This window comes from Egicoccus sp. AB-alg6-2 (assembly GCF_041821025.1).
In the GTDB taxonomy this organism is placed as follows: Bacteria; Actinomycetota; Nitriliruptoria; order Nitriliruptorales; family Nitriliruptoraceae; genus Egicoccus.
The window spans coordinates 354,665-380,493 of sequence record NZ_JBGUAY010000006.1 but is presented as its reverse complement, the minus strand read 5'-3'; the positions used below and the strand labels follow the sequence as shown (position 1 = coordinate 380,493).

Below are 25,829 nucleotides of genomic sequence, written 5' to 3'. Positions count from 1 at the left end.
ACCGGGCGGCCGAGCCCGCCACGGCGGGAAGGAGCACCACCAATGGAGAACCAGGCCATCTACCACGCTGCCCGACCGCGGGCAGACATGATCGTCGAGGCTGCCGAGCTGATCGCATCCGGGGTCGCGTCCAAGTTCTGGCTGTCGTCCAGCCAGTTGGACGAGACCGGCACGAAGCTGACGACGATCGCTTTCACGGCGAAGGCGTTCCACGAGTCCGCCGTCGTGTTCGAAGCCGTCGGTGTCGAACCGGACGTCACCTTCGACGACGCCGGTAAGCCCACCGCGACGGCGACTCTGCCTTCGGGGCTGCGTGTCGAGGTTCAGGGCTACTTCGAGTGCGAGCGGATTCACGTCGGTGACGAGACCCGGCCGGTCTACGAGTACCGGCTGCCCGAGCAGCAGACCGCAGACATGGCAGCCGCGTGAGCCCGCTCGCGAGCTGGGCGGTCATGGCCGCGATCGGCGCCGGGGCGTGGCTGTTGTGGCTGCTGCTCCGCCGCCTCGAAGCCCGACACGTGCCGTTCTGCGTCTGCTCCGCCTGCATGGCCGGATCGGTGACGTGGAACCCCACCAACGCGAACGACCGGGCTCAGGTTGGCGCCCGCCCGGTCGTCGCCAGCCGCCCTGATGAAAGGTTCCGACTGTGACCGGCATCGTAACCGGACGCCGTACGACGTCCACGACCGTTTCCCCCAACCATGGTGACCGGCTCGTTGCTGTCGACACCCGCCACGGTCGGTTCTCGGTCCGCTGGCGGGCCGGCTCCACGATCGGCACCGCCGTGGTGACCGTCGAGCAGGACGCCTCCTACTACACCCACGGTGTCCCGACCGCCCGCATGCACGTGGGCCGGCTCGCGGTCTACGCACTCGACGGCGTGTGGCCGCCCTCCCATCTGGTCGCGCTCGCGGCCGCGGTGGACCACTGGGTCTACGTCGAGGAGCAGCTGCAGGCCGAGGCGGACTACGCGGCCGAGCAGGAGCAGGCCCGGGACGAGGATCGGGAGGCCGCCGATGTCTGACCAGACGATCGAGGTGGTCGGTCTCGACATCATCGCGCGGCCGGGTGAGGCGCTGGACGAGAAGGTCCGGCGGGCAGGCCAGGCCAAGGCGCTGACGACGTTCGCGAAGGAGATCGAGGACGCCGCCCGCGAGGATCTGCAGGCCGAGGTGGAGCAGGTCGCGGCGCTGACCGGCACGGGTTTCTCGGCGAAGGTGGATGGGATCCGGGCGACGTTGACGGACCCGCAGCCACGCCCGCGCATCGCCGACCAAGACGCGTTCGACGCGTGGTGGGCGGCGCAGGGCCTCGAGCATGAGGTCCGCGAGACGCTGGACATCGACAATCACGCCTTCCGGTGGATCATGGCGATGCGTGAGCAGTTCGCCGCTGACGCGCCGGAGTCGGGCGCCGACTACGCCATCCCGGCCGACGAGTTCCACAACCTCATCTTCGGTGCCATCACCCCATCGCTGGAACGCGTGCTGCCAGCCAAGCCGCTCGACCACCTGATCGAGTCGGGTCGTGCCGTGATCCGTGGCAACCGTGACGACGGCTACGTCCTGCTCGACCCGTCGACCGGCGAGGCCATCCCGGGTGTGGATGTGGACCCGCCGTCGAAGCCGGTGCTGCAGGTCGTGCCGGACAAGCAGGCGAAGGCCCGCGACGCCGCCATCGTCCGCAGCTTCTTCGGCCTGTCGGTCGAGATCGGGGGTGGCCTATGAGCTTCCAACTGCGCCCCGCCTCCAAGGTCCAGCTCAAGGCCCGCGTGGCACTCGTCGGCCCGTCTGGTGCCGGCAAGACCTACTCCGCCCTCGAAGCCGCCCTCGCACTCTGCGGCGATATCAGCAAGGTCGCGGTCATCGACACCGAACGCGGCTCCGCTGCGCTGTACGCCGACGAGTTCGGCGAGTTCCTTCACGGCGTCATCGACCCGCCGTTCGCGCCGGCCCGCTACCTCGAAGCTCTCGAAGCGTGCACCGCCGCGGGTGCCGAGGTCGTCATCATCGACTCGCTGTCGCACGCCTGGTCCGGCCAAGGCGGCGTGCTCGAGATCGTGGACGACGCTGCCGCCCGCTCTCGCGGGAACAGCTTCGCGGCCTGGCGTGAGGGGACGCCGGAGCAGAACCGGCTCGTCGACACCGTCATGCGCTGGCCCGGCCACGTCATCGTGACCATGCGCGCCAAGACCGAATACGTCGTCGAGGAAGGCGACAACGGCCGCACGCAGGTCCGCAAGCTCGGGCTCGCCCCGGAGCAGCGCAAGGGCATGGAGTACGAGTTCGACCTGGTGGCCGATGTCGACCACGAACACCGGCTCATGGTGTCCAAGTCGCGGTGTGCGCCGCTGCAGGACGCGGTTGAGCGCAAGCCGGACCGGGCGTGGTGGCAGCCGTTCGCGGAGTGGCTGAACCGTGGGGACACGGTGCAGCAGCAGGTAACCAGCCGGCTCGACGAGATCGGGTTCACGTCCGGCCAGCAGGCGTTCATCGTCGGCCGCTACCAGGATGGTGCAGCGGCGCCGGGCGACCTGACCGGCGCGAACGCCGGCAAGCTGCTGGTGCACCTCGGTGACGAGGGGGCGCTGAAGCGGATCCGGGCGGCGCTGCTGTCCGACGACAACCACCAGGCCGTCGAGCCTGACGACTCCCCGGCGGATGGTGAGGGGGACGGGGAAGTCTCCGATCCGTCCGCCGGGGCAACCGACTCCGACGTTCCCCCAACGTCGGACCATGTCGACGATCCCCCGTCGTCGACACTCACCGTGGAGGACACCGCAGCCGCGGCCTCTCCCACCGTTGCAGCGGATGCCCCATCCGCCGGCGCGGTGTCCTCCACGGGCTTCGACTGGCAGCAGCACGCCCGCGACCGTGGCGTCACCAAGCTCGACGTGATGAACGCATTACGGGCGAACTGGGAACGGATGCGGCCCGGGTTCGCATCGGAGGACGCGAAGAAGCTGCCACCCAACAAGTCGACCGAGATCGACGCATGGGCGGCCGGATATCCCGAGATCGTGCGTGCCGTGATCGATGACGTCGCCGACCCGAAGGCGGTGGCGTGATGGGCGATCGCACCCCGCTGACATCGCCGCAGTCGTCACACGATGCGGCCGACCAGCTCGACCGCCTCGCCGTGAAGCTCGAGCAGGCCCGCGAGGTAGCCGAGACCCACGCGACGTTGCGTGACCGGTTCGAGCAGCTGTACCGGCAGGCGTCCGCCCGCGCGCTGATGCATGACGAGGTCCTGACGTTGAGGTCGGAGGACCGTCGGAAGGCTGCGGTCCAGGACTTTTCGTTGCCGCCTGAGGTGCGGGAGATGGGCGCGAAGCTGGCGACGTCGATGGGTCTGGACGGGACGGTCCCGTTGACCGTCGGTGATTTGCGCTGGCTTCGTGACCGAGCTGCTTCGTTGGCCGATTCGCATTCGGCGAAGGCGTACGACGCCCGTGCCCTGGTGGGCGCGTGGACTGTGGTCGCGTCGATGGCGAAGCACGAGATCGAGCTGGGACGTATCGATCGGAGGGCCGCATGAGCGCCCCCAAGATCCGTCTCGCCCCACTCCGTACGGCGGCGTGGACGCGTGCCGGCGACCGCTGTGAGGCGGTGTTCGAGCACGGCAACCGCTGCCGCAACCTGGCCGACGAACTGCACCATCGGATCAAGCGGGCTGCGGGCGGGAACACCCTCGACCGGCTCGCGGTCGACGCGATCGGCGACGGCACGTTCGAGCCGGCCCGGCACCTTGCCCACCTGGTCGCGCTGTGCGCCGTGTGTCATCACGAGGTCGCGCACGGCCAGCCGGCACGTGCCCGACGTCTCGGGCTGGCCGTGTCCGGGAACGTGATCTTCGAGCGTTGGTCGGGCCGCACCTACTACGTGGGGCCGTCGGACGAGTTCCGGGCCCTGTGGCCGGCAGGGGGTGGCGCGCATGACGTGGCGTGAGCGTGCCCTGTGCCAGGCGGTGCCGGAGATGCCGTGGGAGAACGACGGCAAGCCGACGGTGGAGCAGCTGCGTGTCTGTCTCGCCTGTCCGGTGCTGCGCGACTGTGCCGGGTTCGCGGAGTCGGCTGCCTGCAAGGTCGGGGACGACGCGGGCGTGTTGGCCGCGTCGAATCCGACCGACCGGCAGGCGATCCGAGAGGGCCGGCGTTCGTGGGAGGACGTGTGGGCGCGTGCCCGCCGTCGGGTCGAGGTTCATGACGAGCTGGTTGGCCGTCGGGTGGTCCGGTGGATGTTGGTCGAGGCGGGCCGGATGGCGGATCGGGTGGTGTCGGCGTGAGGTTGGTTCCTGGGCAGACGATCGTCACGCCGGCTGGTGCTGTGTCGGTGGCGGGGTGTGATCGGTGGCCGGCGTCTGAGGTGGGCGGCGGGGCGGTGGTGTCGACGATCGACGACGTCGGGGTGACGCGGTTCTTCCGGCGTCGTGCCGGCGAGTGGGTGGAGGTCTGGCATGGCTGATCTGGTGCTGCCGAAGTCCGGCGACCGCGTCCTGTCCCTATGGCAGCCGTGGGCATCGCTCATCGCCCTACGCGTGAAGCGGATTGAGACCCGTGGCTGGTCGACCAGCTACCGAGGGCCGCTCTGGATCCACGCCGCCAAGCGGTACCCGACCCTGGATGACATGCTCGTCGTCGCAGCCAACGAGACGGCATGGAACGCGTGGCATGCGTCGGGGCTGGTCGCCGATGACGGCGAGATCGACCCCGGTCCTCTCGGCGCGATCGTCGCCCGCGTAGACCTGGTCGACGTCCTGCCGATGGTGGACGTCGTCGGCGCCGAGCACCAGACAGGTGCCTACGTCGAGGTGGCCGCGCCGTACCTCGGACTGTGGCGGCCGGGAGCGCCGGTCCTCGCCCGCATCGATGACGAGCGGGCATACGGCATCTACGAGCCAGGTCGGTTCGCGTGGCTCATGGAGGACGTGCAGGCGCTCGACGAGCCAATCCCGATGCGTGGCCGTCAGCAGATCTGGCGGATCCCCGAGGGGGTGGCCGCCAATGGCTGACCGTCTCGGACCCCGCTCCTGCGCCGTCTGCGGGCCGCAGCTCGACGGCTGCTGGCGCTGTGGCGGAAAGTTCGGCCATGTCCACGTCGTCGTCGTGTCCCGCGCTGGGAAGACGCTCGGTCGTGTGGCCGCCTGTGGCGCTCACGCACCCAAGTCGGGGGAGATGCTGCCCGGCGGGGTCGAAGTCGCCTCACGCGCCGCCTTGAGTGATGCCAGCGCCAGCGCGAAGCGCCGTCGTGATCGTGAGCGACGGAAGGCGCAGCGGATGGTGCTGGATCGGCATGCCGACGAGGTGGCGGCGGTGCTCGTCGAGATCCGAGGTGATGCATGACCGCCCGGACGAAGAAGCGGCGTCCCTACCGGGTTGAGCTCATCGGCAAGGGGACGCTCCGACGGCATTCCTACGCAACGTTGCGTGCCGCGGTGAAGGCGGCCCTGGCGGACGCGCAGCACGACACGGACCTGTACCTGACCCAGCACCGTCAGTACGTCGTCGAGCACCACACGTTCGAGGGGCCGTGGCTCCCGATCGAGATCGTCGTCGTTGACGGTGCAGGCAACGAGATCGAGCGGCGCCACTGGCGGCACGAGACCGCGGCGGTGACGTCTTGATGCGGTCCTACACGCTCGAGATCCCGGACATGCCGGTCTGGAACGCCAACTCCCGCGGCCACCACCACGAACGCGCCCGCAAAGTCCGCTCCTGGCGTGACGCCGTCGCATGGATCGCCGCCGCCGACGGCATCCCCGCGCTCGACCTGGTCGAGATCGAGCTGGTCATGATCCCGGCCGACCGCCGCCGCCGCGACGTGGACAACATCGCCGGCGTGTTGAAGCCGTGCATCGACGGGCTGCGCGACGCGGGTGTACTCATCGAGGACGACGCACGGCACGTCCGCGCGGTGACGTGCCGGATCGCACAGCCGCAGCCGGCTCTCACGCGTCACCGGTGGCTGCTGACGGTTCGGCAACTGACGGCCGCCGACGAGGGTGAGGCCGCGTGATCTCGTCCACGTACCTGTTGCCGCCTGCGGGCGGCTCTCTTTGCAGCCGATCCGGAATCACATCGCTGGCATTCCGCAACTGCCGCGTAGCCGATCGACACCGACGGCCGACCGTGCCGGCCGACACCTACTCGACGAGGGAACAGATGGCCTGGGTCAAGCTTGACGACGCGATGCCGCATCACCCGAAGGTGATGGCCGCCGGTGCGGAGGCGTTCGCGCTGGACGTGGCGGGGATCGCGTACTCGAACCGGTTTGGCACGGACGGGTTCATCTCGGACGACATGCTTCCGGCCGCGCTGCCGTGCCTGAAGCAGCCGAAGAAGCATGCGGCCCGCCTGGTGGCGGTGGGGCGTTGGGTCCGCGACGACGGCCGTGGCGGCTGGACGATCCACGACGTGCACGACTACCAGCCGACGGCTGCGGACCAGGAGAAGGAGCGGGCGGAGGCGCGCGAACGAATGCGTGAGCTGCGGGCGAACCGCAAGGGAACCAAGACCAACCGTTCGAAAGATGTTCGCCCGAACACTTCGCGAACAGGTGCTGAACGTTCGCCCGATGTTCGTAACCCCGTACCCGTACCCCCTGTTCCTTCGGAACAGGAACCCCCCTCGCCTTCGGCTCGGTCCCCCCGCGGCACTCGATTGCCTGACGACTGGCGCCCGGCCGACGAACCGGACCTGATCGCTGCGGTCGGCGGCATCGAGGCCGCACGCGGCGAGTACCGCAAGTTCCGCGACTACTGGCAGGCCAAGCCGGGCAAGGACGGCCGCAAGGTCGACTGGCAGGCCACCTGGCGCAACTGGCTCCGCCGCGCCACCGAAGACCGGCCCGGCAGCGGACGGCCGAAGGGTCCGCCCCGCCCGCCCGACGGCGACGTCGACTACCGCGCCGGCTGGCACGGCAGAGAGGCAACATCGTGAGCGAACCGACCCCGATCGGCGCCGAACTCGGCGACCCGCAGCAGCTCGTCGCCCGGCTCCGCCAGGCCGCGGCACGGGCTCCACGCCGGCCCGCACCGCCACCGCCGACGGAAGCCGTCCCAACGCTCGGCGCTCCGCCGCGGGTGCCGCCCCGCTACCACGCCCGCCTCGACGACCTCGAGCAGACCGGCGCGGTCAAGACCGCCCGCGTGTGGCTCGACCGGGTCCGCGAGCAGCCGGACCATGATTCCGGGTTGCTGATCCTCGGTCTACCCGGACGCGGGAAGTCGCTGATCGCTGGGGCGTTGGCGGTCGAGATGGGTGCCCCGCAGTTCGCCCAGTTCTGGCCGACCCCGGATCTGATTCGGGCGATGCAGGGCGACATCGGCCAGCGTGACCGGATCCCGGTCGGTGAGCGGATCCTGCGTCGCCGGCTGTTGGTGCTCGACGACATCGGGGCGGAGCAGGCGACCGACTGGCGTGTCGGGGAGCTGAACGGCCTGCTCGAGGCGGTGTATTCGCGCCGGATGCTGCTGGTCGCGACGTCGAACCTGACCCTCGACCAGTTCGGTGAGCATCTGGGGGAGCGGGCGGTGTCTCGGCTGCACGAGATGACGGACCTGGTCGTCGTCGACGGCCCTGACCGGCGGAAGGCGTGACCGATGTCGTGCTCGAAGATCGGCTACGCGACCAAGCACGAAGCCAAGGCCGCGAAGCGGTCCTGCCAGACCGCTGCAGAAGACGGTTACGGGTGGCGTCAGGAGGGCCGGATCTACCGGTGCGGGTGCGGGTCGTGGCACCTGACGTCGATGCCGCACGCCCGGTTCGACCGTCTGGACGTGCCGTGAGCGCCGCGGTGCAGCTCGAGCTCGATGTGCCGGACGACCCGGTAGGCCGGATGGTCGCGGTGCTGGTGCAGTCGGAGGCGTGGGACCGGCCGTCGGCAGAGGCGTTCGCCCACCGTGTCGTCCCGAAACTCCGCACGCCGTGCGGCTGTGGTGGCCGGGGCGACCGTGCGTGTCGGCTGTCGGCGGGGGACGTCCGGCACGGAACCAGGAACGGCTACAAGCATCAGGGCTGCGCCTGCGCCCGGTGCACGAGGGCGAATGCCCGCTACATCGCTGATCTGCGTGCGAGGAGGCCCGCATGAACCCGAACGACATCCCGACTGATCTGCCGCCCCATCCGGAGGAGGCGAAGCTGCGCCGCCGCGAGAAGGAGCTGGCAGTGACGGTCCGGCGGCTGTCGAAGCAGACACAGCGGGCGTTGGAGGACGGGTCACCGCGGTCGCGTGTGGATGCGGCGGTGTTGCTGGCGCAGTTGGCGAATGTGGCGGCGACGGCGCAGAAGGGGATGGTGCGGGCGATTCAGGATCAGATGGACGCGCAGGCTGGGAAGCCCTACGTGCCGTTCGGGGAGCGGGAGCAGTCGGACCCGGGGTCGCTCGACGAGTGGCTCGACAGGCCACGCAGCGAGTAGTGACGGTTATCGGCCGGGACGGTGTACATGCCGGCATCGCATCGTTGACATTCCCAGCCCGGTCGCTAGCCTCGTTAGCAGACCGGAAGCCGGTAGGGAAGGGCGGGGGTCCGCACGCTCGGGCAACTGAGCCGGCCGCCCCGCAGGTGGCTTGATTGTGACCCGCCTTTCCCTGCCGGCTTCAACCCTTCCACCAGTCGGCGGTCCACCAAGGCATGGCCTGCAAGTAGTCCTCGCCTCCGAGCGACTTGATGCCGTAGCCGAGGATTCGCCCATCGCCGCTGCAATCGATGAGGCGTCCCAGGCGCATCAAGTAGGCCGGCTCATGGTTGCCGTACCTGTCCAGTTTGACGGCGGCGTCGAATGCACCAGCCGCGATGTCGGCCCACTGGAGTAGCGGGGATTCCGCCTGCCCCGCCACGGCGACCTTGGTAGTCAGCCCGTTGCTCCACGCCTCGTTGCCCTGCCTGGTTCGGAGCAGGCCGACATAGTCCTGCAGCAATCGGGGCCGGAATCCCTTGACGCGGGCGAACGTCACCTTGGTCCGGCAGATTGCTGCCGGGTCCGTCTTCTGTTCAATGCGCTGCCGGGAAGCGGTGAAGTAGCCCACGCGTTCGAGCACCAGGCGGGCGGCGAAGTTGTAATAGCCCACGGTTGAGCGGGCGAGATGGGTGTTGGGTTGGATCGCTCGCTTCGGCACAACCACGAAGAGCAAACGGATCGGCAGGCCGGACAGAATCTGCGCAGCGTAGGTGCGTAAGGCGTGGTCCTTCATATTCTTCGACCAATGGAGGACGCTACCGGGTGGCTTGCCCGCTTCGCGGACGAGATCCGCCAGGGCTTCGCCGAGAACCGTCGTGTTCGCATCCCGGCACAGGACCGCAGCGAAGGCGAAGTACTCCGACGAAGAGGGTTTCATCCCCCGGTCGCCGGTTTCGTCCACGTAGGCGCGCAACAGATGCGTCGACATCGCCTTCCCCTTTCCCCGCCACCAGCCTAGGCGCGATAATGCCCGTTCCCGGCTACCTCTCACGGCCGAGTTCGGCCTGCAAGTCTTTCAGGATTCGAGCCAATCCTCCTACAGCGACCGTTTGGTCTTCCTGTGCGCGGCGTAGCTGCCGCAACTCCGCCAGCACCAGCCTGATCAACTCTTCTGCCTGCATTGTCCAGTCCTTCGATTACGTGCCGCCCCATAGGCAGCACAAGCCCTGTCGCCCCTCGAGGTGGGGGCGCTGCGCGTGAGCGCGAGGTGGCTCCTACGGACGTGGTCCGCGTGCGCGCACGCTTATGACCACCGATGGGAGCTGGGGTGCTGCCTGGCAACGTCGTTCCGCCGATGCACGCACGAAGCGAACGCCGGACGCAGGCGCGGCCAGTGTCGCATCCTGACGCCGACAACGCGAGCACCCACGCACCAGCTCCTCGCGCAGCGGCGTGAGCGGTTGTCCGGCGTGAACACCAGGCACGGTCAGTCAGGCGGACGGCCTGGTCCACCGCGAAGGCATGGCACCGGCCTGTCTCGAAACCAAGAGCAGTCCGGGTCACGTGCGGCACGACACTCGCCGGCATGATCTCACGTGCGTTGCAGCGTGCCCTTGACGGCGCGACCTTCACCCTCGACCTGTTGGCGTGGTGTGCCGGTGTCCTCCTGGTCCTCGCCCTCGTAACCGCGGCCGTCCTCACGGTCTGGGGGGCGACTCAGGCGGTCCGCCACCGCGTCCACGTCGCTCTCACCGCTCGGCGTCTACGCCGACAAGCAGGCTGACGTGTGGGCAAGCGCGGAGTCCCACTGACCGACAACGAACGTCAACGCATCCTCGAGCTCGTCCAGCAAGGCAAGAGCTACGGCCAGGTCGCCCGCGAAACCGGCCGCTCCCAACAAACCGTCGGACGCATCGCCCGAGCCGCCGGGGTGGCCGTGGATCAGTCCAACCTTGCGCGCGTGGTGAGGGCGCAGGAGACGCGGCGTGCGTATGGGGCGGAGGCGCGGGCGGAGCGTCTGGCGAAGTTGCATGGCCGGATCGACAGGATCATTGATCGGATGGGGGAGCCGCACACGGCGTTCAGCTTCGGGGGGAAGGACAACGATTACAACGAGCGGCGGTTCGATGAGCCGACGAGTGATGCGTTGCGGCAGTACGCGGCTGCGGTGGCGCAGCTGGTGCGGGCTGAGGTTGACATCTTGAAGTATGACGAGCGTGGGGATGACGACTCGGCGGATGTTGATCGCTGGCTCGACCACGTCACGGGGGCTTCACCGTGACTCGTCGCCTACACCCGGTCCGCCGCCGTCCGCGGCCCTTCGAGGTCATCACACCGGCACACCAGAGTGACGGCAGTCTCCTCGAAGCCGCTATCAAGCGACGAGCCCAAACTCACGATTCGCGACCGCACCACTGTGTCGCACTTCACACACGTCTCGCCGACCTCTGGCATGGCAGGCTCCTCCCGTGAGCGTCGCCCCCCTTGTTGGGAAGCAACTCGCGTCCGTCCAGCATGCCACGGCACGCCTCAACATCTGGGAAGGCTCCGTCCGCTCCGGCAAAACCATCGGATCCATCCTCGCCTGGCTCCGCTTCATCCGCACCGCACCGCCCGGCAACCTCCTGATGGCCGGCCGCACCGAACGCACCCTCGAACGCAACGTCGTCCACCCGATGCAAGACATGCTCGGCCGCAAACGTGTCCGGTTCGTCCGCGGCGCCGGTGAACTCTGGGTCTGCGGCCGACGGATCTACATCGCCGGAGCCAACGACGAACGGGCCCAGGAGAAGATCCGCGGCCTCACCCTCGTCGGCGCCTACGTCGACGAGGTGTCCACGGTCCCTGAGTCGTTCTGGTCGATGCTGCTCACCCGCCTATCGATCGACGGGGCACGGCTGTTCGGGACCACCAACCCGGACAACCCGCGGCACTGGCTGCTGAAGGACTACCTCAACCGTGCGACGGTGACGATCGACCGTGACGGCCAGATCCTCGGTGGTGACGGCGCCGAGCTGCTCGACCTCGCCCGCTTCCGGTTCACCCTCCACGACAACCCCCACCTCCCTGCCGCGTACATCGCCAGCCTCGAGCGCGAGTTCGTCGGGCTGTGGTACCGGCGGTTCATCTTGGGCGAATGGGTTGCCGCCGAGGGCGCGATCTACGACATGCTCGACCTCGACGGCGACAGCTCCCACGTCGTCGACCAGCTGCCCGACGTTCACGACTGGTGGCTGACCGTCGACTACGGCACCACCAACCCGTTCGTCGCCCTCCTGATCGGCGAACACACGGACGGCCTGGTGGTCGCGCGGGAGTGGCGGTGGGATTCGAGGGCGCAGCGCCGTCAGCTCACCGACGGGGAGTACGCGACGAAGCTGCAGTCGTGGGTCGACGGCGGCGCCGACGGCCTGGCCATGCCGCCCGACGTCAGCAAGGTGTTCGTTGACCCGTCCGCAGCCAGCTTCATCCGGCAGCTGTACCGCGACGGCTGGTCAGGCGTCACCCCCGCCGACAACACCGTCGAGGACGGCATCCGCGAAACCTCATCGCTGCTCGCGGCGAGGCGGCTGACGATCCACCGGTCCTGCTCGGGACTGCTCGACGAGATGGCCGGCTACAGCTGGGACCCCAAGGCACAAGACCGCGGCGAAGACGCGCCGCTGAAGCAGGACGACCACGGCCCCGACGCCCTGCGTTACGGGGTGCGGATGCTGCGGCGGGTCTGGCGCCGCTGGCTCGATAGCTGATCGCTATAGCCTCGGCATGAGGTGTTGGATCGCCTTCTCCGTGGCGTCGAGGAGGCGCTCGAGCAGGGGGCCGACGGGCGCGGCAGGAGCCGGCGTGTCGAGTCCAAATACGATGTCGAATCGCACATCGTGGTCTGTCCTGAAGTGAGAGTCGGCAGGCTGTTTGCGCGCTTCGGCTAGCACGCGAAAAACCACTGCTTCGTCAAGCACCGGAACCTCGATGTTCTTGGGCTGCAGGACGATCGGATCCATCGTGATGGGGCTGTCACCCTCCTCGAACCCTCTGAAGGTCATCCGAAGGCCGATGCCTGTACTGGCTGACCCAACCACAAGCAGCAGCCGGTGCTTGTCCACGATGTTGAGCCGGTGGAGCAGCCAAAGGTCCTCGTTGCCGTCCCGCCAGGGACTAAGGCCACGAACCATCTGTCTGGCCTCCGGGGCGCCCCTCAGAGCTTTGCGTGCGCGGTCGCCGAAGCTTCGCTCTTTATCGGTGATGGGGAAGCAAGTCCACTCGTCGGGCTGACCTTCTTCGGCGACGAGTGCCCAGGCGACATGGTCCAAGGCGCTGCGAAGGTTGTGCACGATGTCACCCGCGAGGGCGCTCCACTCCAAGGGTGGTTCGGCCGACACTCGGACGCGTGTCACAAGATCCCCGTTGGGTGCCTCCGCGGCTTCAAGGGTGTACGGCCTCTCACGGAAGAAGCCGTTCATGGCCTCGCGAAGCTCTGAAAGCAGGAAATGGGCCCTCTGCAGCTTCACCGTGAAGCCCGGTTGGGGCGTAGAGCCGTCCATCCTCGGACGATAGTCGGGTCACAGGCGGGTCGAGACTCGTCCCATGACCACCACCCGCGCGCTCCGCCGCCTCGCCATTGAAGCGCTGGCCGGCAAGACCCTCGTCCAGGCCGGCCTCGCCGCGCCACCGCCACGGTTCCGCCCCGTCGCCGATCCGGTCGTGGAGCTGACCGCCGACGGGTGGCTGGCGTCCGGGCGTGACGCCGAAGACGACGGGCTGGTTCGCTGATGCCGCTTCCCGAAGACCCCAAGGCCCCGTGGCCCCCCAAGGCAATGAAGCCCATCCTGCGTGACATGCAGGAAGCCGACGCCTGGTTCTCAGGTGACGTTGATCGGCTCCGCAACTTCTACGGCACCACCGGGACCGGCACGTCCTCCCACCTCCCCGGCTTCGCCGGAGGTGCACCCGGCAAGGTCCGGTTCTGGCCACGCCGTGCTGCCGACCGGGCCCCCAACCGCACCCAAATCCATGTCCCCATTGCCGCAGACATCGCGTCCACCTCCGCTGATCTGCTGTTCTCCGAGCAGCTCCGGTTTCCGATCCCTGGCGCTGCGGACGGCGGCAACCGTGCCGCGTCCGTGACGCAGGACCGCCTCGACGTCCTCGTCGACGAAGGCGGGATCCTCACCTCACTGATCGAAGCTGCCGAGGTCTGCTCGGCCCTCGGCGGCGTCTACATCCGGGCCGTGTGGGACGACCGCGACCGGCTCCCGATGCCCACGTTGACCGTCGTCCATGCCGATGCTGCGTTCCCTGAGTGGCGGTGGGGCCGCCTCTCCACCGTGACGTTCTGGACCGTCCTCCTCGACGAAAACGGCAAGGTATGGCGGCACCTCGAACGTCACGAACCTGGTGTCATCCTCCACGGCCTCTACGTCGGCGAACGTGACACCCTCGGCAAGCGCGAGGCCATGTCCGCGCATCCGCACACCGAGGCGCTCCTGGACGGCGACGACCGCACCTACGACGAGTCGACGAAGATCCTCACCGTCGAGCTGCCCGACTCGCTCCGCAACGAGCTGACCGTCCGTTACGTCCCCAACGTCCGCCCGAACCGCCGTCACCGGCACACGCTGCACGGCCGGTCCGACTACGACGGCACCTACAGCCTGATGGACGCCCTCGACGAGACGTGGTCGTCGTGGATGCGTGACCTCCGGCTCGGTCAGGCCCGTGTGGTCGTGTCCCAGGACGCGCTGACCCCGAAGGGCCGCGGCAAAGGGGCCACGCTCGACATCGACCAAGAGGTCTTCACCGGCCTCGACATGGAACCCACCGTCGACGGCAAGCCGATGATCGAGCAGATCCAGTTCGCCATCCGCACCAAAGACCACGCCGACACCGCGTTCGCGCTCGTCGAACGGATCGTCTCGACCGCCGGCTACTCGCCCCAGTCCTTCGGGCTACACATCGAAGGCAGAGCCGAGTCCGGGTCGGCCCTACGCATCCGTGAGGGAAAGACGCTCAGGACCGGCGGCCGCAAGCAACGCTACTGGACCCCCGAGACCGTGGACCTGCTCGAGGTGCTCCTGGTGCTGGACCGTGACGTGTACGGCTCGCCGGTAGAGCCGGACCGTCCCGCGATCCGGTGGGGCGACTCGCTGGTCGATGATCCGCAGGAGCAGGCGACCACGGTCGAGATGCTGCGCCGCGCTCAGGCAGCGTCGATCCGGACGCGGGTGCAGATGGTGCAGCCGGAGCTCGAGGGGCAGGCGCTCGAGGACGAGGTGGCCCGCATCCAGGCGGAAGAGGGCGTGACAGTGACGGACCCGACCGGGTTTGGTGACTGACGTGGATGCCGAGAGCCACCGTCGCCGGTACGTCACCAACATGGGCCAGATGTTCGCCGGCGTCCACCGGTGCGCCCGGCCCGGCGCGCCGGTCTGCCAAGCGTGTTGGGCGCGTGCTGGGATGACGTACGACCAGCTCCGTGCACGGGCACCTGTGGGTGCCGCCTGATGTGCCCGTCGCGGCGGGCGTAGGGTCTCAGCATGCCGATCTCGCCGCACATGGCCGAAGACCTCGCCAAGGGCGTCGCCGACATCATGGTCCGCGCCGAGGTCACGATGCTCGAGCAGGTCGCCCGCCGGGTCGAGCGTGGTATCGATCAGCCGGGATGGGCGGAGTCGAAGCTGACCGAGATCCAGCAGCTACGCGCCGAGGTGGAGGCCGAGGTGGCCCGCGCCCTCGGTGAAGCTCGAGAGGCGACCGAGGAGGCGGTCCGACACGCCTACAACCGTGGTGTCGCGACCGCTGGGTCTGATCTCGAAGCGATCGGCGTGTCCCGCGAACTGGCGTACGGCCGGGTCGACATGGCCAAGGTCCGCGCCCTTGTGGCCGAGACGGTCGGCCTGGTCGAGCAGACCCGTACACGCATCCTCCGTGCGGTCCCTGACGTCTACCGGGACGTGATCGCCAACGCCTCCGGTGACGTGCTGGCCGGCACGGTGACCCGCCGGCAGGCCGCGCAACGGACGTTGTCGGACTTCGCCCGCCGTGGCGTCACCGGATTCCAGGACCGCGCTGGCCGATCGTGGGATCTCCCGTCCTACACGGAGATGGCCGTGCGCACCGGCACCGGTAGGGCGGTGGTCCAGGGGCACGTCGACCGGCTGGTCGAGCTCGGCCAGGACCTGGTGATCGTCTCGGACGCTCCGCAGGAATGCGTCTTGTGCCGGCCGTGGGAAGGCCGGGTGCTGAGCTTGACCGGGCAGACACGCGGGGCGGTGCGGGCGGAGAACCTGCGTGGTGACGGGACCGTGTCGGTGACCGTGAACGGGACGTTGGACGAGGCCCGCGGCGAGGGGCTGCAGCATCCGAACTGCCGGCACACGATCGCGCTGTATCAGCCGGGCGTTACCCGGCCTATGAGCCAGCGCGACACGGCGGATCCGCAGGGCGACCAGGACAGGCAGGAGCTACGGCGTCTGGAGCGTGGGGTGCGGGAGTGGCGACGTCGTGAGGCCGTCGCGATCACCGATGATGAGCGCAGGCTGGCGCGGGACAAGGTGGGCGAGTGGGAGGCACGCCGGAAGGCGCAGGTCGCCAGGGTGCCAGCGTCTCTGTCGTACTCGGGAGGGCGGGCAAGGCTCGGAGCCCGTTAGCTACTTGGCGTCCTTCAGAGCCAGCGCGTCGCGGATGAGTGGACCGATGTTCACGCGAAGCTTCTGCGGCTCGTAGTCATCGTCCGGTGACAACTTCCGATGCGCCTCTTCGATCTCGCGGTTGAGTTGATCGTTGAACCGCCAGATCGGTTCGATCTCGGCATAGCCCGCGGTCGACGCCATGCCGTTCAGCGCGTACTCGTCGCCATCGGGCGTTCGGAAGATCGCTCGACCGGCCGGCTCGTACCGCAGCCAGCCCCCCTCGATGGTGAGCGGCCAGCTGTCGCCGTAGTCGTCTCGGGACACGGCCCGCATCCTCGGCGACACGATCTCCTGGAACTTCCCCTTCAGGGTGGACGCCTCCCGCATCTCGCGGAGGGCGTCGTCTGTGGCGCCCATGTGGCGCTCCTTTCGCACGTGCATCGACGGTAGCGACCGGTTGTGACATCGAGCCGTAGCCGGGTCACAGTGGGGCGCAGGCTGGGCGCACCGTCTACGTGCGAACCAGGAGCTGCACCGTGCGACACCTCACCTCTGGCCGTCCTGGCCACCGCCAGCCCATCACCATCACCGACCCCGACACCGGCCGCAGCTACTTCGTCCCCCAGGGCGGCGACGAGGACGACGGCGACGAAGATGGTGACGACGAAGGCGACGGCTCCGAGGAAGGCGACGGTGAGGAGTCCGAGGAGGAGGGCTCCGGCGAGGGTGAGGGCGAGAAGACGTTCACTCAGGCCGACCTCGACAAGGCCATCGACGCCCGCATCGCCCGCGAACGCAAGCGCCACGAACGCGAACTTCGGCAGGCCAAGCGCCAGGCCGGCAAGCAGACCGACAACGACGGCAGCGACGACGCCGACAAGAAGGTCACGGCCGCCACTGCTCGCGCGGTGAAGGCCGAAGCTCGCGCCGCCGCGATCGCCGCCGGAGTCTCCAAGGACCGCGCCGCCCGGTTCGTCGGGCTCGCCGACCTCGATGACATCGACAGCCTGCTCACCGATGACGGCGACGTCGACACGGACGCGATCGAGGCCCTGGTCGACGACACCCTCGAGGAGTGGCCCGAGTTCAAGCCCGCGGAGGGCAAGGGCAAGACGGGTGCGTCCGGATCGGACGGCCACCGTGGTGAGGACAAGCAGACCAAGGTCTGGACCCGGGCGGAGATCGCCGAGCTGGACGACGTCGAGTACGAGAAGAACCGTGAGGAGATTCAGCGGCAGATCCGCAAGGGCCTCGTGAAGTAGCCGGGTCACAGCCCGGCCGACACTGGCCACAGCAGGGAGGCGCGGAGCCAACCGGGGCTCATAACCCCGGCCCTGCGGGTTCAACTCCCGCCCCTGCAACCACGCTGACACCGAGCGCATCGGTGGGCGCCGACGGGCGAAAACCGGGGTCCACGCCAGGACGGGAAACACGGCGACCGACACCCGAACCGTCCAGGAGAGCCCACCGTGCTCGCACTTCTCGCGCTCATCCTCGGGGCCATCACCGCACTGCTCGGTGGGTTCCCGACCATCGCCGCCGCACTCGCCTTCGCCGCGGTCGCACTCATGCCCGCCCCCATCAAGGGCGTCCGCTCCCGCTTCGACCTCGCCGCCCAGACCGGCGACATCTCGAGCTTCGTGCCCGAGTTCTGGATCCGGGAGCTGCTCCGCAAGCTCCGGCACGCCCACATCTTCGGGCAGCCCAACGTCGCCAACCGCAACTACCAGGGCACCATCTCGCAGGCCGGCGACACCGTGACCATCAACCAGGTCGGCGAGGTCACGATCAAGGACTACGAGCGGGACGACATCGACCCGCCCGAGGAACTGTCCACCGAAGCCCGCCAGCTCCTCATCGACCAGGAGAAGTACTTCAACTTCATGGTCGACGACGTCGACGCGGCCCAGGCTGCCGGGTCGGTGATGGACGGCGGTATGGAGTCCGCCGCGTTCCAGCTCCGTGACGTGGCCGACCGCCACCTCGCGAGCTTCCACGCCGACGCTGCCGCCGCCAACCGGATCGGCACCGACGTCGACCCGGTGTCGATCTCCGACCCTGCTCACGCCTACTTCTACCTCAACCGGCTTGCCCTCAAGCTCGACAACGCGGGCGTGCCGTCCGAGGGCCGCTACGCGGTCCTGCCGACCTGGTTCGCGTCGCTCCTGTCCCTGGACAAGCGGTTCACCTCCGCCGGCGACTACGGCGGCGGCAACAGCCCGCTGCTCAACGGCGAGGTCGGGCGTGCGGCCGGGTTCAACCTGCTGACGTCCCGCAACGCCCCGTCTGGCACCGACGGCGTGGACACCGACAACGACAAGGTGATCGCTGGCCACCCGATGGCGCTGTCGTTTGCCGAGCAGATCAACAAGGTCGAGGCGTACCGGCCCGAACGCCGCTTCGGCGACGCGGTCAAGGGCCTCCATGTGTACGGCGCCAAGCTCGTCTACCCGGAGGCGTGGGCCGTCGGCTCGTTCGTCGACGGCGTGGGCGACAGCCCGCCGGCGGCCTGACGTCTGCCCGTCGCGCCGGTGATCGCACGCACCGGCGCGACGGGCCACCTCACCCATCCCACGACAGGGAAGGAGGCCCACCGTGGCCACCAAGAAGCAGCTCGAAGACGCAGCGAAGGAAGCCGGCCTGGACGTGCCGGCCGGCGCGAACAAGGCCGACCTCGAGGCGCTGTTGGCGAACAACAACGTCACCGTCGAGGACGACGTCGAGGTCGAGGTCGAGTGGTTCAAGGCGACCGACACCGGCGTGGTGTTCGCCGCGAAGAAGGGGACCGCGCTGCATCAGCGTGTCACCTCGAAGCGGAACGCCGCCAGCTACGAGAAGACCTCGAAGCCGGCCAAGAGCCGCAAGTAGGGCTCCGAGTCGTACCGCCTGAGAACCGGTCCGCACCCACGTCAGGAGGACCACGTGCCGCTCTACAAGGACAAGAAGACCGGCCGCCGCCACCGCACCGTCGACGGCTCCCGTCAGGACGCCCGTCTCGCCGCGGCGGACGGCTACGAGCTCGTCGAGGACGCCGACGAGCAGCGCGCCGCAGGCAAGACGAGCGGCCGCAAGGGCAGCAAGACCGAAGGCGAGTAGTCGATGGCACACGCGACGGTCGCCCAGCTCACCGCATGGCTCGCACACTCCGCCATCGCCGCCCCCGCCGACAACGAGGCGGGACGGCTGCTCGAGCGTGCCAGCGTGACGGTGGACCGGGCGACCGTCGCCGCCATCTACGCCGTCAACGACCAGAACGACCCGACCGACGACAAGGTCAGGCAGGCGTTCGTCGACGCGACCTGTGCGCAGGTCGAGTGGTGGCTGGTCACCGGCGACGAGTACGGCCAGACCGCCGGGCTACATCACGTTACCCAAGGGTCCGCGAACATCTCTGGCCGGTTCCCGCGGCTCGCCCCACGCGCCCGCGACATCCTCGTCACCGCCGGGCTCGGTGCTGCTGTGGCGGTGGGGCCGTGAAGCTCGGAACGTGGGCTTACCCGTCGACCGCCTCGGTCGAACCTCCCGCCGGTTCGGGGCCCTATGGCGACGCCTACGGCGACCCGTACGAGATCCGGTGTGCCGTCGATGAGACGGTCCGGCTGGTCCGGGACCCGGCCGGGTCGGAAGTGACATCGAGCACGACGCTGCTGTGCCCGCCTGATGTTGAAGTCCCGTCGGGTGCGCGGGTCACTGTCCGCGGCAGGGTCGCGACCGTGATCGCTTCCAGGTTGCCGGACGCGCCGTTGGGTGGCGTGCGGCAGCGGATCGTGAGCTTGACATGAAGCTCGCCCAGATCACGTTCGAGCTGAAGCGGATCCGCGTCGTCGAAACCGGCGTGTGGTGCGACGGCTGCGCGCTGCCCTCCGCGGTCCGCGTCGAAGCGCTTCTCATCGGCCCGCTGATGTCCGCCTACGTCACCCGCGTGCTCTGCACCGAGTGCGGCGAGTCGAAGGCGGACCGATGACACGGATGAGCCTCAACTGGCGAGGCGCCGCCATCAAGGCAGCCGGAGAGCGCGGCGCCGAACGTGGCCTCGCCCTCGCCGCCGAACACCTCCTCGAAGAAGCCAACCGACACGTCCCCATCGAGGAAGGGACGCTGATGCGGTCCGGGACCACCCAGGTCGACGGGCTGGAAGCCGCCGTGTCGTACGACACCCCCTACGCGATCGTCCAGCACGAGAGGCTCGACTACACCCACGCATCCGGCCGCACCGCGAAGTACCTCGAACGGCCCGCGATGTCCGAGCGCGACGTCATCGCGAAGCTGATCCAACGAGAGATCGCAGCGGCCCTCTCCCGCGGCGGGGGACTGCTGTGAACGTCCCCACCGCGATCGCCCGCCTGCTCGACACGCTCGGCCTCGTCACCTACGACGGGCCCGGCAACGACGTGTTCATCGATGCGATGCCGACCACTCCCGATGTCGCCGTCGTCATCACCGGTTACGGCGGCCCGGAAGCCGACGTCGCAGGCGGCTGGGACCACCCCCGCATCCAGATCCGGGTCCGAGGGACCGCTGACCCGCGCATCTCCCGCAGCCGACTGCAGGCCATCTACGACGCCCTGCACGGCCTGTCCGGCATCACCCTGCCGGACGGGACCTGGCTGGCCGACTGCCACGGCCTGCAGTCCTCCCCCCAAAGCCTCGGCCGCGACTCCAACGGCCGGCACGAGCACGCCATCAATTTCGAGCTCGATGTCCGCAACCCCGCACGTGCCTGAAAGGAACGACCGTGCTCAGTGTCATCCCCGCCCGCGAATGGACCTTCGAGATCTCCGACGGCGCCGCCGAACCAACCTTCATCGAGATCGGTGGCCTCGACAACTTCGGATGGGACCGTCAGACCGCCTCCGAAGAGACCGACGACTTCTCCTCGCAGGGGCAGGGCGCGTCCCTGCCGATGCGACGGGCCAGCACCATCGCCCTGTCCGGCCACCGGCTCGAGGACCCCGACACCGGTGACCGCGACCCCGGCCAGGAAGAGATCGAGACGTCCGCTGAACTGATCGGCGCCGCCGCGGTCCGCGACTTCCAGGTCACCACCCCGGGCGGGAAGGTCGGCACGTTCGTCGGCTGGGCCGAGATGGGCTCGACCGGCGGCGGGAAGAACAACAAGACCGGCTGGGCAGCCACCCTGCACATCAACGGTCGCATCGTCTGGGACGCCTGATGGGCGAGTTCGTCGACTTCGACCAGGCGTGGGCCGAGCAGGCCGCCAACGCCCCGACGTTCAAGGCGTTCGGGCGGACGTTCACCCTGCCGATCTCGCCGCCGCTCAAGCTCACGCTGCTGGCCATGCGGGCAGCCCAGCGGGCCGACGCCGAAGCCGAGGTGGACGAGACGACGGTGCTGGACTCCGCCGCCGCGCTGGTCGGCCGCGACACCGTCAAGGAGCTGCTCGACGCGGGCATCTCCATGGACCAGCTCGGGGACGTCGTCCGGTTCGCCATGGAGTCCTACTCGAAGCGGTCCGCGGGCAGGGCCGACACGGGCCCTCCGACGGCGGGGACGGAGCAGCCCGAGCCGTCCTCGCCCACTGGCGATACCTCGAATCCGACTTCCAGCGGGAGTACCGACTGGATCTCGTGAAGGAGATGGACGTCATGTCGACCCGCCGGTTCTCGGTCCTGCTCACCGGACTGTCGACCGGCGCGACGTGGCGTCAGGCGGCCCGTGACGACCTGAGGGCCCTACAAAACCCGGCAGAAGCGGAAGCGGCGTTCCTCGCCGCATTCGGAGGCTGAGACGATGAGAGGAGGCATGTCGTGGCGCTGACCGTTGGCGAGCTGACGGCCTTCCTCACCCTCGACGACTCCGACTTCGACCGCGGGGTCGACAAAGCCGACTCGAAGTTCGGGAGCTTCGCCGCCGGCCTCGGCAAGGCCGCGCTGGCCGGCGTCGCCGTGGCCGGAGCTGCAGTCGCCGGATTCGCCGCCGTCGGGGTGAAGGAGTTCGCCTCGTTCGAGCGCGGCATGAACGAGGTCTTCACCCTCCTCCCCGGCGCGTCGGCCGACGCCATGGGGAAGATGGAGAAGGACGTCCGCAAGTTCGCGGTCGAGATGGGCGTCACCACCGACAAGGTCGTCCCTGCGCTCTACCAGTCGCTCTCTGCCGGTGTGCCGCCCGACAACGTGTTCGCGTTCCTCGAGGTGGCCCAGAAGGCCGCTGTCGGTGGCGTCACCCAACTCGAAACAGCGGTAGACGGGATCACGTCGGTCGTAAACGCCTACGGCGCCGAGGTCATGGACGCCGGCCGGGCCTCGGACCTGATGTTCACCGCCGTGAGGCTGGGCAAGACGAACTTCGAGGAGCTGTCCGGGTCGCTCTACAACGTCCTGCCCACCGCGAGCGCGCTCGGGGTGGGGTTCGAGGACATCACCGCCGCAATGGCGCAGATGACCGCGCAGGGTGTGCCGACCTCGGTGGCAACCACGCAGATGCGGCAGCTGCTGGTTGAGCTGTCGAAGGAGGGCGGCAAGGCGTCCGACTCGTTCAAGGAGATCGCCGGGGTCGGGTTCGCCGAGTTCATCGCCCAGGGCGGCAACGTCGCTGACGCGCTCGACATCATGCAGCAGGCGGCCGATAACAACGGCGTCGCGTTGCAAGACATGTTCGGATCCGTGGAGGCCGGTAACGCCGCGCTCGCGCTCGCGTCCGACGGCACCGACGACTACCGGGCCGCCCTGGCCGAGATGGCCGAGTCTGCTGGCGCGACCGAGCAGGCGTACGACCAGATGAACCAGGGCCTGGAACGCGCCCGGGAACGCATCGGTGCGCTCTGGGGCGAGCTCAAGCTGCAGGTCGGCGAGCTCCTCGCCCCGTACATCCAGGCGGCGGCGGAGTCCATGATCGAGTCGATCATGTCGTTCGTGACCGGCTGGCAGCAGGGCGCGACCGAGGTCGGCCGCAACGTCAACGAGATCATCGGTGGCGCCCAGGCGATGGGATCTCAGGCTCGTGAGGCGTTCGACACGGTCAAGACCTGGTGGGACGAGAACGGGCCCGTCATCCGTGAGCGGTTCCAGCAGGTGATGGACAAGTCCGTCGAGATGGGCCAGGCGCTCAAGGTGTGGTGGACCGAAACGGCCAAGCCTGCGGTCGACGAGTTCTTGGCCGTCATCAGCGAGCATTGGCCACGGATCGAGGGCATCTGGAACAACCTGGCCACGGTGGTCACCGCTGCGGGGGACGTCATCAGCAATGTGCTCGAGCTGATGCGCCGCGAGCACGACGTCACGGCGGACACCGCAGACGCGGCCGCCGGCAGGACTGTCACGTCGTTCGAACGGCTGGTCGGTGCGGGCGAGTGGGCTTCGTCGAACCTGTCGACGTCGATGGAGGTCCTGGCCGGCGCTATTGATCGCGACTCGGACCGGGTGATTCGGGCGCTGCACAATGCCACGGACGGTGGGTTCACCCGGTTCACCACCGAGTCGGCACGGCAGATGGTGCTGTTCAAGCGGGACATCGAGGAGCGGGTCGGCGAGGTCGTCGGGTTCTTCCGTGCCCTGCCCGGCCGGATCGTGGCGGCGTTCGGCAATGCCGGCGATCTCCTGCGCGGGATCGGCCGACAGATCATCGACGGTCTCACCGCCGGGATGCGTGATGCCTGGAGCAACGCGCGGGACTGGTTGTCCGGACTTGGCGGCCAGATCCGCAATCTGAAGGGCCCGATCGAGAAGGACCGGGTCCTGCTGACCGACATCGGGCGCGAGATCATCGGCGGTCTCGGCCGCGGTATGGAAGACGAGTGGCGGCAGGTTGAGCGGCTGCTGGGGACGATGACGGCGGAGATCCCGCTGACTGTGGACGCCGGCGCGGTCGCTGCGGCGGCAGGTGGACGGGTGCCAGGCGCGGTTCTCGGCGGCGAGCGGGTCATCGAGGTGCACCACCACCAGCCCATCCATGTGACCGGCACCATGATGGACCCGGAGGGTGTGGTGCGGGCGCTGGAGACGGCGACTCGCCGATCCCGCCGCGAGTTCGGGCCGGTGGTATGAACTGGCAGCCGTCCTACGCCATCACCATCGATGGGGTGGATGAGACCACGTTCACGCTCGCTCGGGCGCAGATCGCTACCGGTCGTGGCGGCGTCGATGAGCAGGCGAAGGCCGGCTACCTCAAGCTGACAGTGCACGACGAGTCCGGCACCCGCCCTCGGCCGCGACTCAGGAGCCCGATCACTGTCGACATCGACGCGGGCGACGGGCCGGTTCGGCTGTTCACGGGCACCATCGTCAACTGCCGCACGGCAATGTGGCAGGACGGCGCCCCGGTCAGGTACCACCTCACCGCAGCCGGGCCGCTCGCCCGCCTCCATCGAGGACGCGTCCCGGACGGCGGGTACCCGCAGCAGCGGGATGGGGACAGGGTCGCGGCCGTGCTCGACACGCTCGCCATCGATTGGACCCAGGCCGGGCCGTATAGCTGGGCGTCGTTTCCTGACCGGAGTTGGATCGACGCGGACCCAGTCGGGGTGGAGGTCGACACGCCGGGGCAGTATCTCCTCGCAGGCGACCCGGAGCCGCGCGATGCGGCGTCGGTGGTGTTGCAGGCAGCCCAGGACGGGCTCGGGCAGCTCGAAGAAACGCGGCGCGGCGCCATCCGCTACACCGATGCGGTCGGGCGCCTGACCCGTGCCACCGCGGGCTACGTCGACCTGCCGACTCCGGCTCCCGGCCTGGAAGCGGTCCAGTCCATCGGCGACGTCGTCAACTCCGTCGCTGTCGAGTACATCGACGGGGATCAGGTGGGTGTCGTGTCGGCGCGGGACGAGCAGGCCATCGCCGATCTCGGGGGCGAGGTGCTGCACGAGACGGTGCAGACCCGGCTCGTTAATGCGGGCGACGCGCAAGGTCGTGCCGACCGGTACGTCGGCCTTCGGTCCCGCCCTGCCGTTCGGGTCGAAGACCTGACCGTGCACGTCACCGGCGATCTGGACGTCGGCATGCGGCGGGCCATGTTCGAGCTCGAACCCGGCGCGCCGGTTCGTCTGCGGCGCCTGCCACGGGCTTTGGGCCGGTCGCTGGTCGGGTTCGTGGAGCGTCTCTCGTGGACGTTGACGGGCGGTGCGGCCACGGTCGTGTTGCTGGTGTCGGACTGGCGGCTGTCGGAGCAGGCGCTGACTTGGGGCGGGGTGGAAGACACCGTGGGCTGGGTCACCGTTGACGGGACCATTAGCTGGACAAGGGCGCAGGAGTTGACGAGTGGCTGAGACACCTACCTATGGCTGGCCGACACCGGATGACACGGATCTGGTGCGTGAGGGTGCTGCGGCGATCCGAGACCTGGCCGACGCCATTGACGTCACCCTTGACGGCGAGGCCGATGCCCGTGCCGCCGCGGTTGCCGCGCTCGACAAGCTCACCACCAAGGGCGACCTGCTGGTCCACACTGGTGGCGGGTATGTCCGGCTGCCGGCCGGCGTCGATGAGCAGGCGCTGGTCGTCGATAGTGCGGCCGAGGTCGGGGTGCGCTGGGCTGCCCCGGCCGGCGGCGGGGACGTTGCGGTGGGCACCTACGTCGGCGACGGCACCAACGGCCGGCTGATCGTGCTGCCGTTCGATCCGGTCCAGGTCACGGTCATGGGGGTCTCGTCACGTCGTTGGGCGCAAGCGGTCGTCGGTGCGGGCGGCACGTCGGTGATCGGGCAGAGCACCAGCCACGGCGCGCAGACAGCGGCCGGCGTTCTCGACTGTGCCGCCAACGGTTTCGAGGTGCACAACTTCACCAGCAACAACGGCGTCTACAACGCCAACCAGAGTGGCGAAACCTACTCCTACGTCGCGATTGGAGCCTGA

At 68.8% G+C, this 25,829-nt stretch carries 41 protein-coding genes and 1 tRNA gene; 37 read left to right on the top strand and 5 right to left on the bottom strand.

Features of this window, described 5'->3' with window-relative positions; translation table 11 throughout:
- Positions 1 to 42: 42 nt before the first annotated feature.
- From ACERMF_RS13405 to ACERMF_RS13385, 5 genes are read left to right on the top strand one after another with little or no spacing between them, the layout of a single operon-like run.
- Complete coding sequence (locus ACERMF_RS13405; protein WP_373669605.1) at positions 43 to 429, top strand: hypothetical protein; 387 nt, start codon at positions 43 to 45, stop codon at positions 427 to 429.
- Positions 426 to 650 (top strand): hypothetical protein, encoded by a 225-nt coding sequence (locus ACERMF_RS13400; RefSeq protein WP_373669604.1) that lies wholly within the window; start codon positions 426 to 428, stop codon positions 648 to 650. The genes ACERMF_RS13405 and ACERMF_RS13400 overlap by 4 nt, the downstream gene beginning before the upstream one ends.
- Complete coding sequence (locus ACERMF_RS13395; protein WP_373669603.1) at positions 647 to 1,024, top strand: hypothetical protein; 378 nt, start codon at positions 647 to 649, stop codon at positions 1,022 to 1,024. The genes ACERMF_RS13400 and ACERMF_RS13395 overlap by 4 nt, the downstream gene beginning before the upstream one ends.
- The gene (locus tag ACERMF_RS13390; protein WP_373669602.1) at positions 1,017 to 1,727 is read left to right on the top strand and encodes a hypothetical protein; all 711 of its coding nucleotides are present in this window, start codon (positions 1,017 to 1,019) and stop codon (positions 1,725 to 1,727) included. The genes ACERMF_RS13395 and ACERMF_RS13390 overlap by 8 nt, the downstream gene beginning before the upstream one ends.
- Positions 1,724 to 3,067, top strand: coding sequence for an ATP-binding protein (locus tag ACERMF_RS13385; protein ID WP_373669601.1), 1,344 nt, complete (start codon positions 1,724 to 1,726; stop codon positions 3,065 to 3,067). Before ACERMF_RS13390 ends, ACERMF_RS13385 begins: the two co-directional genes overlap by 4 nt.
- Before the next feature lie 35 nt (positions 3,068 to 3,102).
- On the opposite strand, the gene ACERMF_RS13380 is transcribed toward ACERMF_RS13385, so the two are convergent.
- Complete coding sequence (locus tag ACERMF_RS13380; RefSeq protein ID WP_373669600.1) at positions 3,103 to 3,240, bottom strand: hypothetical protein; 138 nt, start codon at positions 3,238 to 3,240, stop codon at positions 3,103 to 3,105.
- 81 nt (positions 3,241 to 3,321) lie between these two features.
- Here ACERMF_RS13380 and ACERMF_RS13375 point away from each other — a divergent pair, with 81 nt between their 5' ends.
- The 11 genes from ACERMF_RS13375 to ACERMF_RS13325 all read left to right on the top strand — a co-directional run bounded on the left by ACERMF_RS13375 (position 3,322) and on the right by ACERMF_RS13325 (position 8,416).
- On the top strand, positions 3,322 to 3,537 hold the full coding sequence (locus ACERMF_RS13375) for a hypothetical protein (RefSeq protein ID WP_373669599.1): 216 nt from the start codon (positions 3,322 to 3,324) through the stop codon (positions 3,535 to 3,537).
- A complete protein-coding gene (locus ACERMF_RS13370; protein ID WP_373669598.1) occupies positions 3,534 to 3,947 on the top strand; it encodes a hypothetical protein in 414 nt (137 codons plus the stop codon). The genes ACERMF_RS13375 and ACERMF_RS13370 overlap by 4 nt, the downstream gene beginning before the upstream one ends.
- Complete coding sequence (locus ACERMF_RS13365; RefSeq protein ID WP_373669597.1) at positions 3,934 to 4,284, top strand: WhiB family transcriptional regulator; 351 nt, start codon at positions 3,934 to 3,936, stop codon at positions 4,282 to 4,284. The genes ACERMF_RS13370 and ACERMF_RS13365 overlap by 14 nt, the downstream gene beginning before the upstream one ends.
- 171 nt (positions 4,285 to 4,455) lie before the next feature.
- Positions 4,456 to 5,010 (top strand): hypothetical protein, encoded by a 555-nt coding sequence (locus ACERMF_RS13360; protein WP_373669596.1) that lies wholly within the window; start codon positions 4,456 to 4,458, stop codon positions 5,008 to 5,010.
- Positions 5,011 to 5,212: 202 nt separating this feature from the next.
- On the top strand, positions 5,213 to 5,341 hold the full coding sequence (locus tag ACERMF_RS13355; protein ID WP_373669595.1) for a hypothetical protein: 129 nt from the start codon (positions 5,213 to 5,215) through the stop codon (positions 5,339 to 5,341).
- Positions 5,338 to 5,622, top strand: a complete 285-nt coding sequence (locus ACERMF_RS13350) for a hypothetical protein (RefSeq protein WP_373669594.1) — start codon at positions 5,338 to 5,340, stop codon at positions 5,620 to 5,622. The genes ACERMF_RS13355 and ACERMF_RS13350 overlap by 4 nt, the downstream gene beginning before the upstream one ends.
- Positions 5,622 to 6,014, top strand: a complete 393-nt coding sequence (locus tag ACERMF_RS13345; protein ID WP_373669593.1) for a hypothetical protein — start codon at positions 5,622 to 5,624, stop codon at positions 6,012 to 6,014. Before ACERMF_RS13350 ends, ACERMF_RS13345 begins: the two co-directional genes overlap by 1 nt.
- Before the next feature lie 146 nt (positions 6,015 to 6,160).
- Complete coding sequence (locus ACERMF_RS13340; RefSeq protein ID WP_373669592.1) at positions 6,161 to 6,937, top strand: hypothetical protein; 777 nt, start codon at positions 6,161 to 6,163, stop codon at positions 6,935 to 6,937.
- Positions 6,934 to 7,596 (top strand): ATP-binding protein, encoded by a 663-nt coding sequence (locus tag ACERMF_RS13335; protein ID WP_373669591.1) that lies wholly within the window; start codon positions 6,934 to 6,936, stop codon positions 7,594 to 7,596. The genes ACERMF_RS13340 and ACERMF_RS13335 overlap by 4 nt, the downstream gene beginning before the upstream one ends.
- Before the next feature lie 3 nt (positions 7,597 to 7,599).
- A complete protein-coding gene (locus ACERMF_RS13330) occupies positions 7,600 to 7,785 on the top strand; it encodes a hypothetical protein (RefSeq protein WP_373669590.1) in 186 nt (61 codons plus the stop codon).
- Between the two features lie 298 nt (positions 7,786 to 8,083).
- The gene (locus ACERMF_RS13325) at positions 8,084 to 8,416 is read left to right on the top strand and encodes a hypothetical protein (RefSeq protein ID WP_373669589.1); all 333 of its coding nucleotides are present in this window, start codon (positions 8,084 to 8,086) and stop codon (positions 8,414 to 8,416) included.
- A 181-nt stretch (positions 8,417 to 8,597) separates the two neighbouring features.
- Here ACERMF_RS13325 and ACERMF_RS13320 read toward each other — a convergent pair whose 3' ends face one another.
- Together ACERMF_RS13320 and ACERMF_RS13315 are read right to left on the bottom strand one after the other, a co-directional pair.
- Entirely contained in the window at positions 8,598 to 9,386 is a 789-nt protein-coding gene (locus tag ACERMF_RS13320) for a DUF3800 domain-containing protein (protein ID WP_373669588.1), read from the bottom strand.
- A gap of 603 nt (positions 9,387 to 9,989) precedes the next feature.
- The gene (locus tag ACERMF_RS13315) at positions 9,990 to 10,130 is read right to left on the bottom strand and encodes a hypothetical protein (RefSeq protein WP_373669587.1); all 141 of its coding nucleotides are present in this window, start codon (positions 10,128 to 10,130) and stop codon (positions 9,990 to 9,992) included.
- 54 nt (positions 10,131 to 10,184) lie between these two features.
- Here ACERMF_RS13315 and ACERMF_RS13310 point away from each other — a divergent pair, with 54 nt between their 5' ends.
- Both ACERMF_RS13310 and ACERMF_RS13305 read left to right on the top strand, forming a co-directional pair.
- On the top strand, positions 10,185 to 10,679 hold the full coding sequence (locus tag ACERMF_RS13310; protein ID WP_373669586.1) for a helix-turn-helix domain-containing protein: 495 nt from the start codon (positions 10,185 to 10,187) through the stop codon (positions 10,677 to 10,679).
- Between the two features lie 187 nt (positions 10,680 to 10,866).
- Positions 10,867 to 12,147, top strand: coding sequence for a PBSX family phage terminase large subunit (locus tag ACERMF_RS13305; RefSeq protein WP_373669585.1), 1,281 nt, complete (start codon positions 10,867 to 10,869; stop codon positions 12,145 to 12,147).
- A 3-nt stretch (positions 12,148 to 12,150) separates the two neighbouring features.
- On the opposite strand, the gene ACERMF_RS13300 is transcribed toward ACERMF_RS13305, so the two are convergent.
- Positions 12,151 to 12,906: a hypothetical protein gene (locus tag ACERMF_RS13300; protein WP_373669584.1), complete on the bottom strand. Its 756-nt coding sequence runs from the start codon at positions 12,904 to 12,906 to the stop codon at positions 12,151 to 12,153.
- A 76-nt stretch (positions 12,907 to 12,982) separates the two neighbouring features.
- Between ACERMF_RS13300 and ACERMF_RS13295 the strand changes: the two genes are divergently transcribed.
- The 3 genes from ACERMF_RS13295 to ACERMF_RS13285 all read left to right on the top strand — a co-directional run bounded on the left by ACERMF_RS13295 (position 12,983) and on the right by ACERMF_RS13285 (position 16,044).
- Entirely contained in the window at positions 12,983 to 13,168 is a 186-nt protein-coding gene (locus ACERMF_RS13295; protein ID WP_373669583.1) for a hypothetical protein, read from the top strand.
- On the top strand, positions 13,168 to 14,730 hold the full coding sequence (locus tag ACERMF_RS13290) for a capsid protein (protein WP_373669582.1): 1,563 nt from the start codon (positions 13,168 to 13,170) through the stop codon (positions 14,728 to 14,730). Before ACERMF_RS13295 ends, ACERMF_RS13290 begins: the two co-directional genes overlap by 1 nt.
- Before the next feature lie 201 nt (positions 14,731 to 14,931).
- Positions 14,932 to 16,044 (top strand): phage minor capsid protein, encoded by a 1,113-nt coding sequence (locus tag ACERMF_RS13285; protein ID WP_373669581.1) that lies wholly within the window; start codon positions 14,932 to 14,934, stop codon positions 16,042 to 16,044.
- Here ACERMF_RS13285 and ACERMF_RS13280 read toward each other — a convergent pair whose 3' ends face one another.
- Complete coding sequence (locus tag ACERMF_RS13280; protein WP_373669580.1) at positions 16,045 to 16,443, bottom strand: hypothetical protein; 399 nt, start codon at positions 16,441 to 16,443, stop codon at positions 16,045 to 16,047.
- A gap of 119 nt (positions 16,444 to 16,562) precedes the next feature.
- Between ACERMF_RS13280 and ACERMF_RS13275 the strand changes: the two genes are divergently transcribed.
- The 16 genes from ACERMF_RS13275 (at position 16,563) to ACERMF_RS13200 (ending at position 25,829) form a co-directional block, all read left to right on the top strand.
- A complete protein-coding gene (locus tag ACERMF_RS13275) occupies positions 16,563 to 17,288 on the top strand; it encodes a hypothetical protein (RefSeq protein ID WP_373669579.1) in 726 nt (241 codons plus the stop codon).
- A gap of 30 nt (positions 17,289 to 17,318) precedes the next feature.
- Positions 17,319 to 17,390 (top strand) — tRNA-OTHER (locus tag ACERMF_RS13270).
- A 105-nt stretch (positions 17,391 to 17,495) separates the two neighbouring features.
- Positions 17,496 to 18,539, top strand: coding sequence for a P22 coat protein - protein 5 domain protein (locus ACERMF_RS13265; RefSeq protein WP_373669578.1), 1,044 nt, complete (start codon positions 17,496 to 17,498; stop codon positions 18,537 to 18,539).
- An 82-nt stretch (positions 18,540 to 18,621) separates the two neighbouring features.
- Complete coding sequence (locus ACERMF_RS13260; protein WP_373669577.1) at positions 18,622 to 18,894, top strand: hypothetical protein; 273 nt, start codon at positions 18,622 to 18,624, stop codon at positions 18,892 to 18,894.
- Positions 18,895 to 18,948: 54 nt separating this feature from the next.
- Entirely contained in the window at positions 18,949 to 19,122 is a 174-nt protein-coding gene (locus tag ACERMF_RS13255) for a hypothetical protein (RefSeq protein ID WP_373669576.1), read from the top strand.
- A gap of 3 nt (positions 19,123 to 19,125) precedes the next feature.
- On the top strand, positions 19,126 to 19,503 hold the full coding sequence (locus ACERMF_RS13250; protein WP_373669575.1) for a hypothetical protein: 378 nt from the start codon (positions 19,126 to 19,128) through the stop codon (positions 19,501 to 19,503).
- Positions 19,500 to 19,808, top strand: coding sequence for a hypothetical protein (locus ACERMF_RS13245; protein ID WP_373669574.1), 309 nt, complete (start codon positions 19,500 to 19,502; stop codon positions 19,806 to 19,808). The genes ACERMF_RS13250 and ACERMF_RS13245 overlap by 4 nt, the downstream gene beginning before the upstream one ends.
- Positions 19,805 to 19,990: a hypothetical protein gene (locus ACERMF_RS13240; RefSeq protein ID WP_373669573.1), complete on the top strand. Its 186-nt coding sequence runs from the start codon at positions 19,805 to 19,807 to the stop codon at positions 19,988 to 19,990. Before ACERMF_RS13245 ends, ACERMF_RS13240 begins: the two co-directional genes overlap by 4 nt.
- Complete coding sequence (locus tag ACERMF_RS13235; protein WP_373669572.1) at positions 19,987 to 20,346, top strand: minor capsid protein; 360 nt, start codon at positions 19,987 to 19,989, stop codon at positions 20,344 to 20,346. The genes ACERMF_RS13240 and ACERMF_RS13235 overlap by 4 nt, the downstream gene beginning before the upstream one ends.
- On the top strand, positions 20,343 to 20,750 hold the full coding sequence (locus ACERMF_RS13230; protein ID WP_373669571.1) for a minor capsid protein: 408 nt from the start codon (positions 20,343 to 20,345) through the stop codon (positions 20,748 to 20,750). Before ACERMF_RS13235 ends, ACERMF_RS13230 begins: the two co-directional genes overlap by 4 nt.
- 11 nt (positions 20,751 to 20,761) lie before the next feature.
- Complete coding sequence (locus tag ACERMF_RS13225) at positions 20,762 to 21,199, top strand: phage tail tube protein (protein ID WP_373669570.1); 438 nt, start codon at positions 20,762 to 20,764, stop codon at positions 21,197 to 21,199.
- On the top strand, positions 21,199 to 21,618 hold the full coding sequence (locus ACERMF_RS13220) for a hypothetical protein (RefSeq protein ID WP_373669569.1): 420 nt from the start codon (positions 21,199 to 21,201) through the stop codon (positions 21,616 to 21,618). The genes ACERMF_RS13225 and ACERMF_RS13220 overlap by 1 nt, the downstream gene beginning before the upstream one ends.
- A 14-nt stretch (positions 21,619 to 21,632) precedes the next feature.
- Positions 21,633 to 21,773 (top strand): hypothetical protein, encoded by a 141-nt coding sequence (locus ACERMF_RS13215; protein WP_373669568.1) that lies wholly within the window; start codon positions 21,633 to 21,635, stop codon positions 21,771 to 21,773.
- 21 nt (positions 21,774 to 21,794) lie between these two features.
- A complete protein-coding gene (locus ACERMF_RS13210) occupies positions 21,795 to 24,029 on the top strand; it encodes a phage tail tape measure protein (RefSeq protein ID WP_373669567.1) in 2,235 nt (744 codons plus the stop codon).
- Positions 24,026 to 25,243, top strand: a complete 1,218-nt coding sequence (locus ACERMF_RS13205) for a hypothetical protein (protein WP_373669566.1) — start codon at positions 24,026 to 24,028, stop codon at positions 25,241 to 25,243. The genes ACERMF_RS13210 and ACERMF_RS13205 overlap by 4 nt, the downstream gene beginning before the upstream one ends.
- Positions 25,236 to 25,829 carry a hypothetical protein gene (locus ACERMF_RS13200; RefSeq protein WP_373669565.1) on the top strand — a complete coding sequence of 198 codons (594 nt, stop codon included), beginning with the start codon at positions 25,236 to 25,238 and terminating at the stop codon, positions 25,827 to 25,829. Before ACERMF_RS13205 ends, ACERMF_RS13200 begins: the two co-directional genes overlap by 8 nt.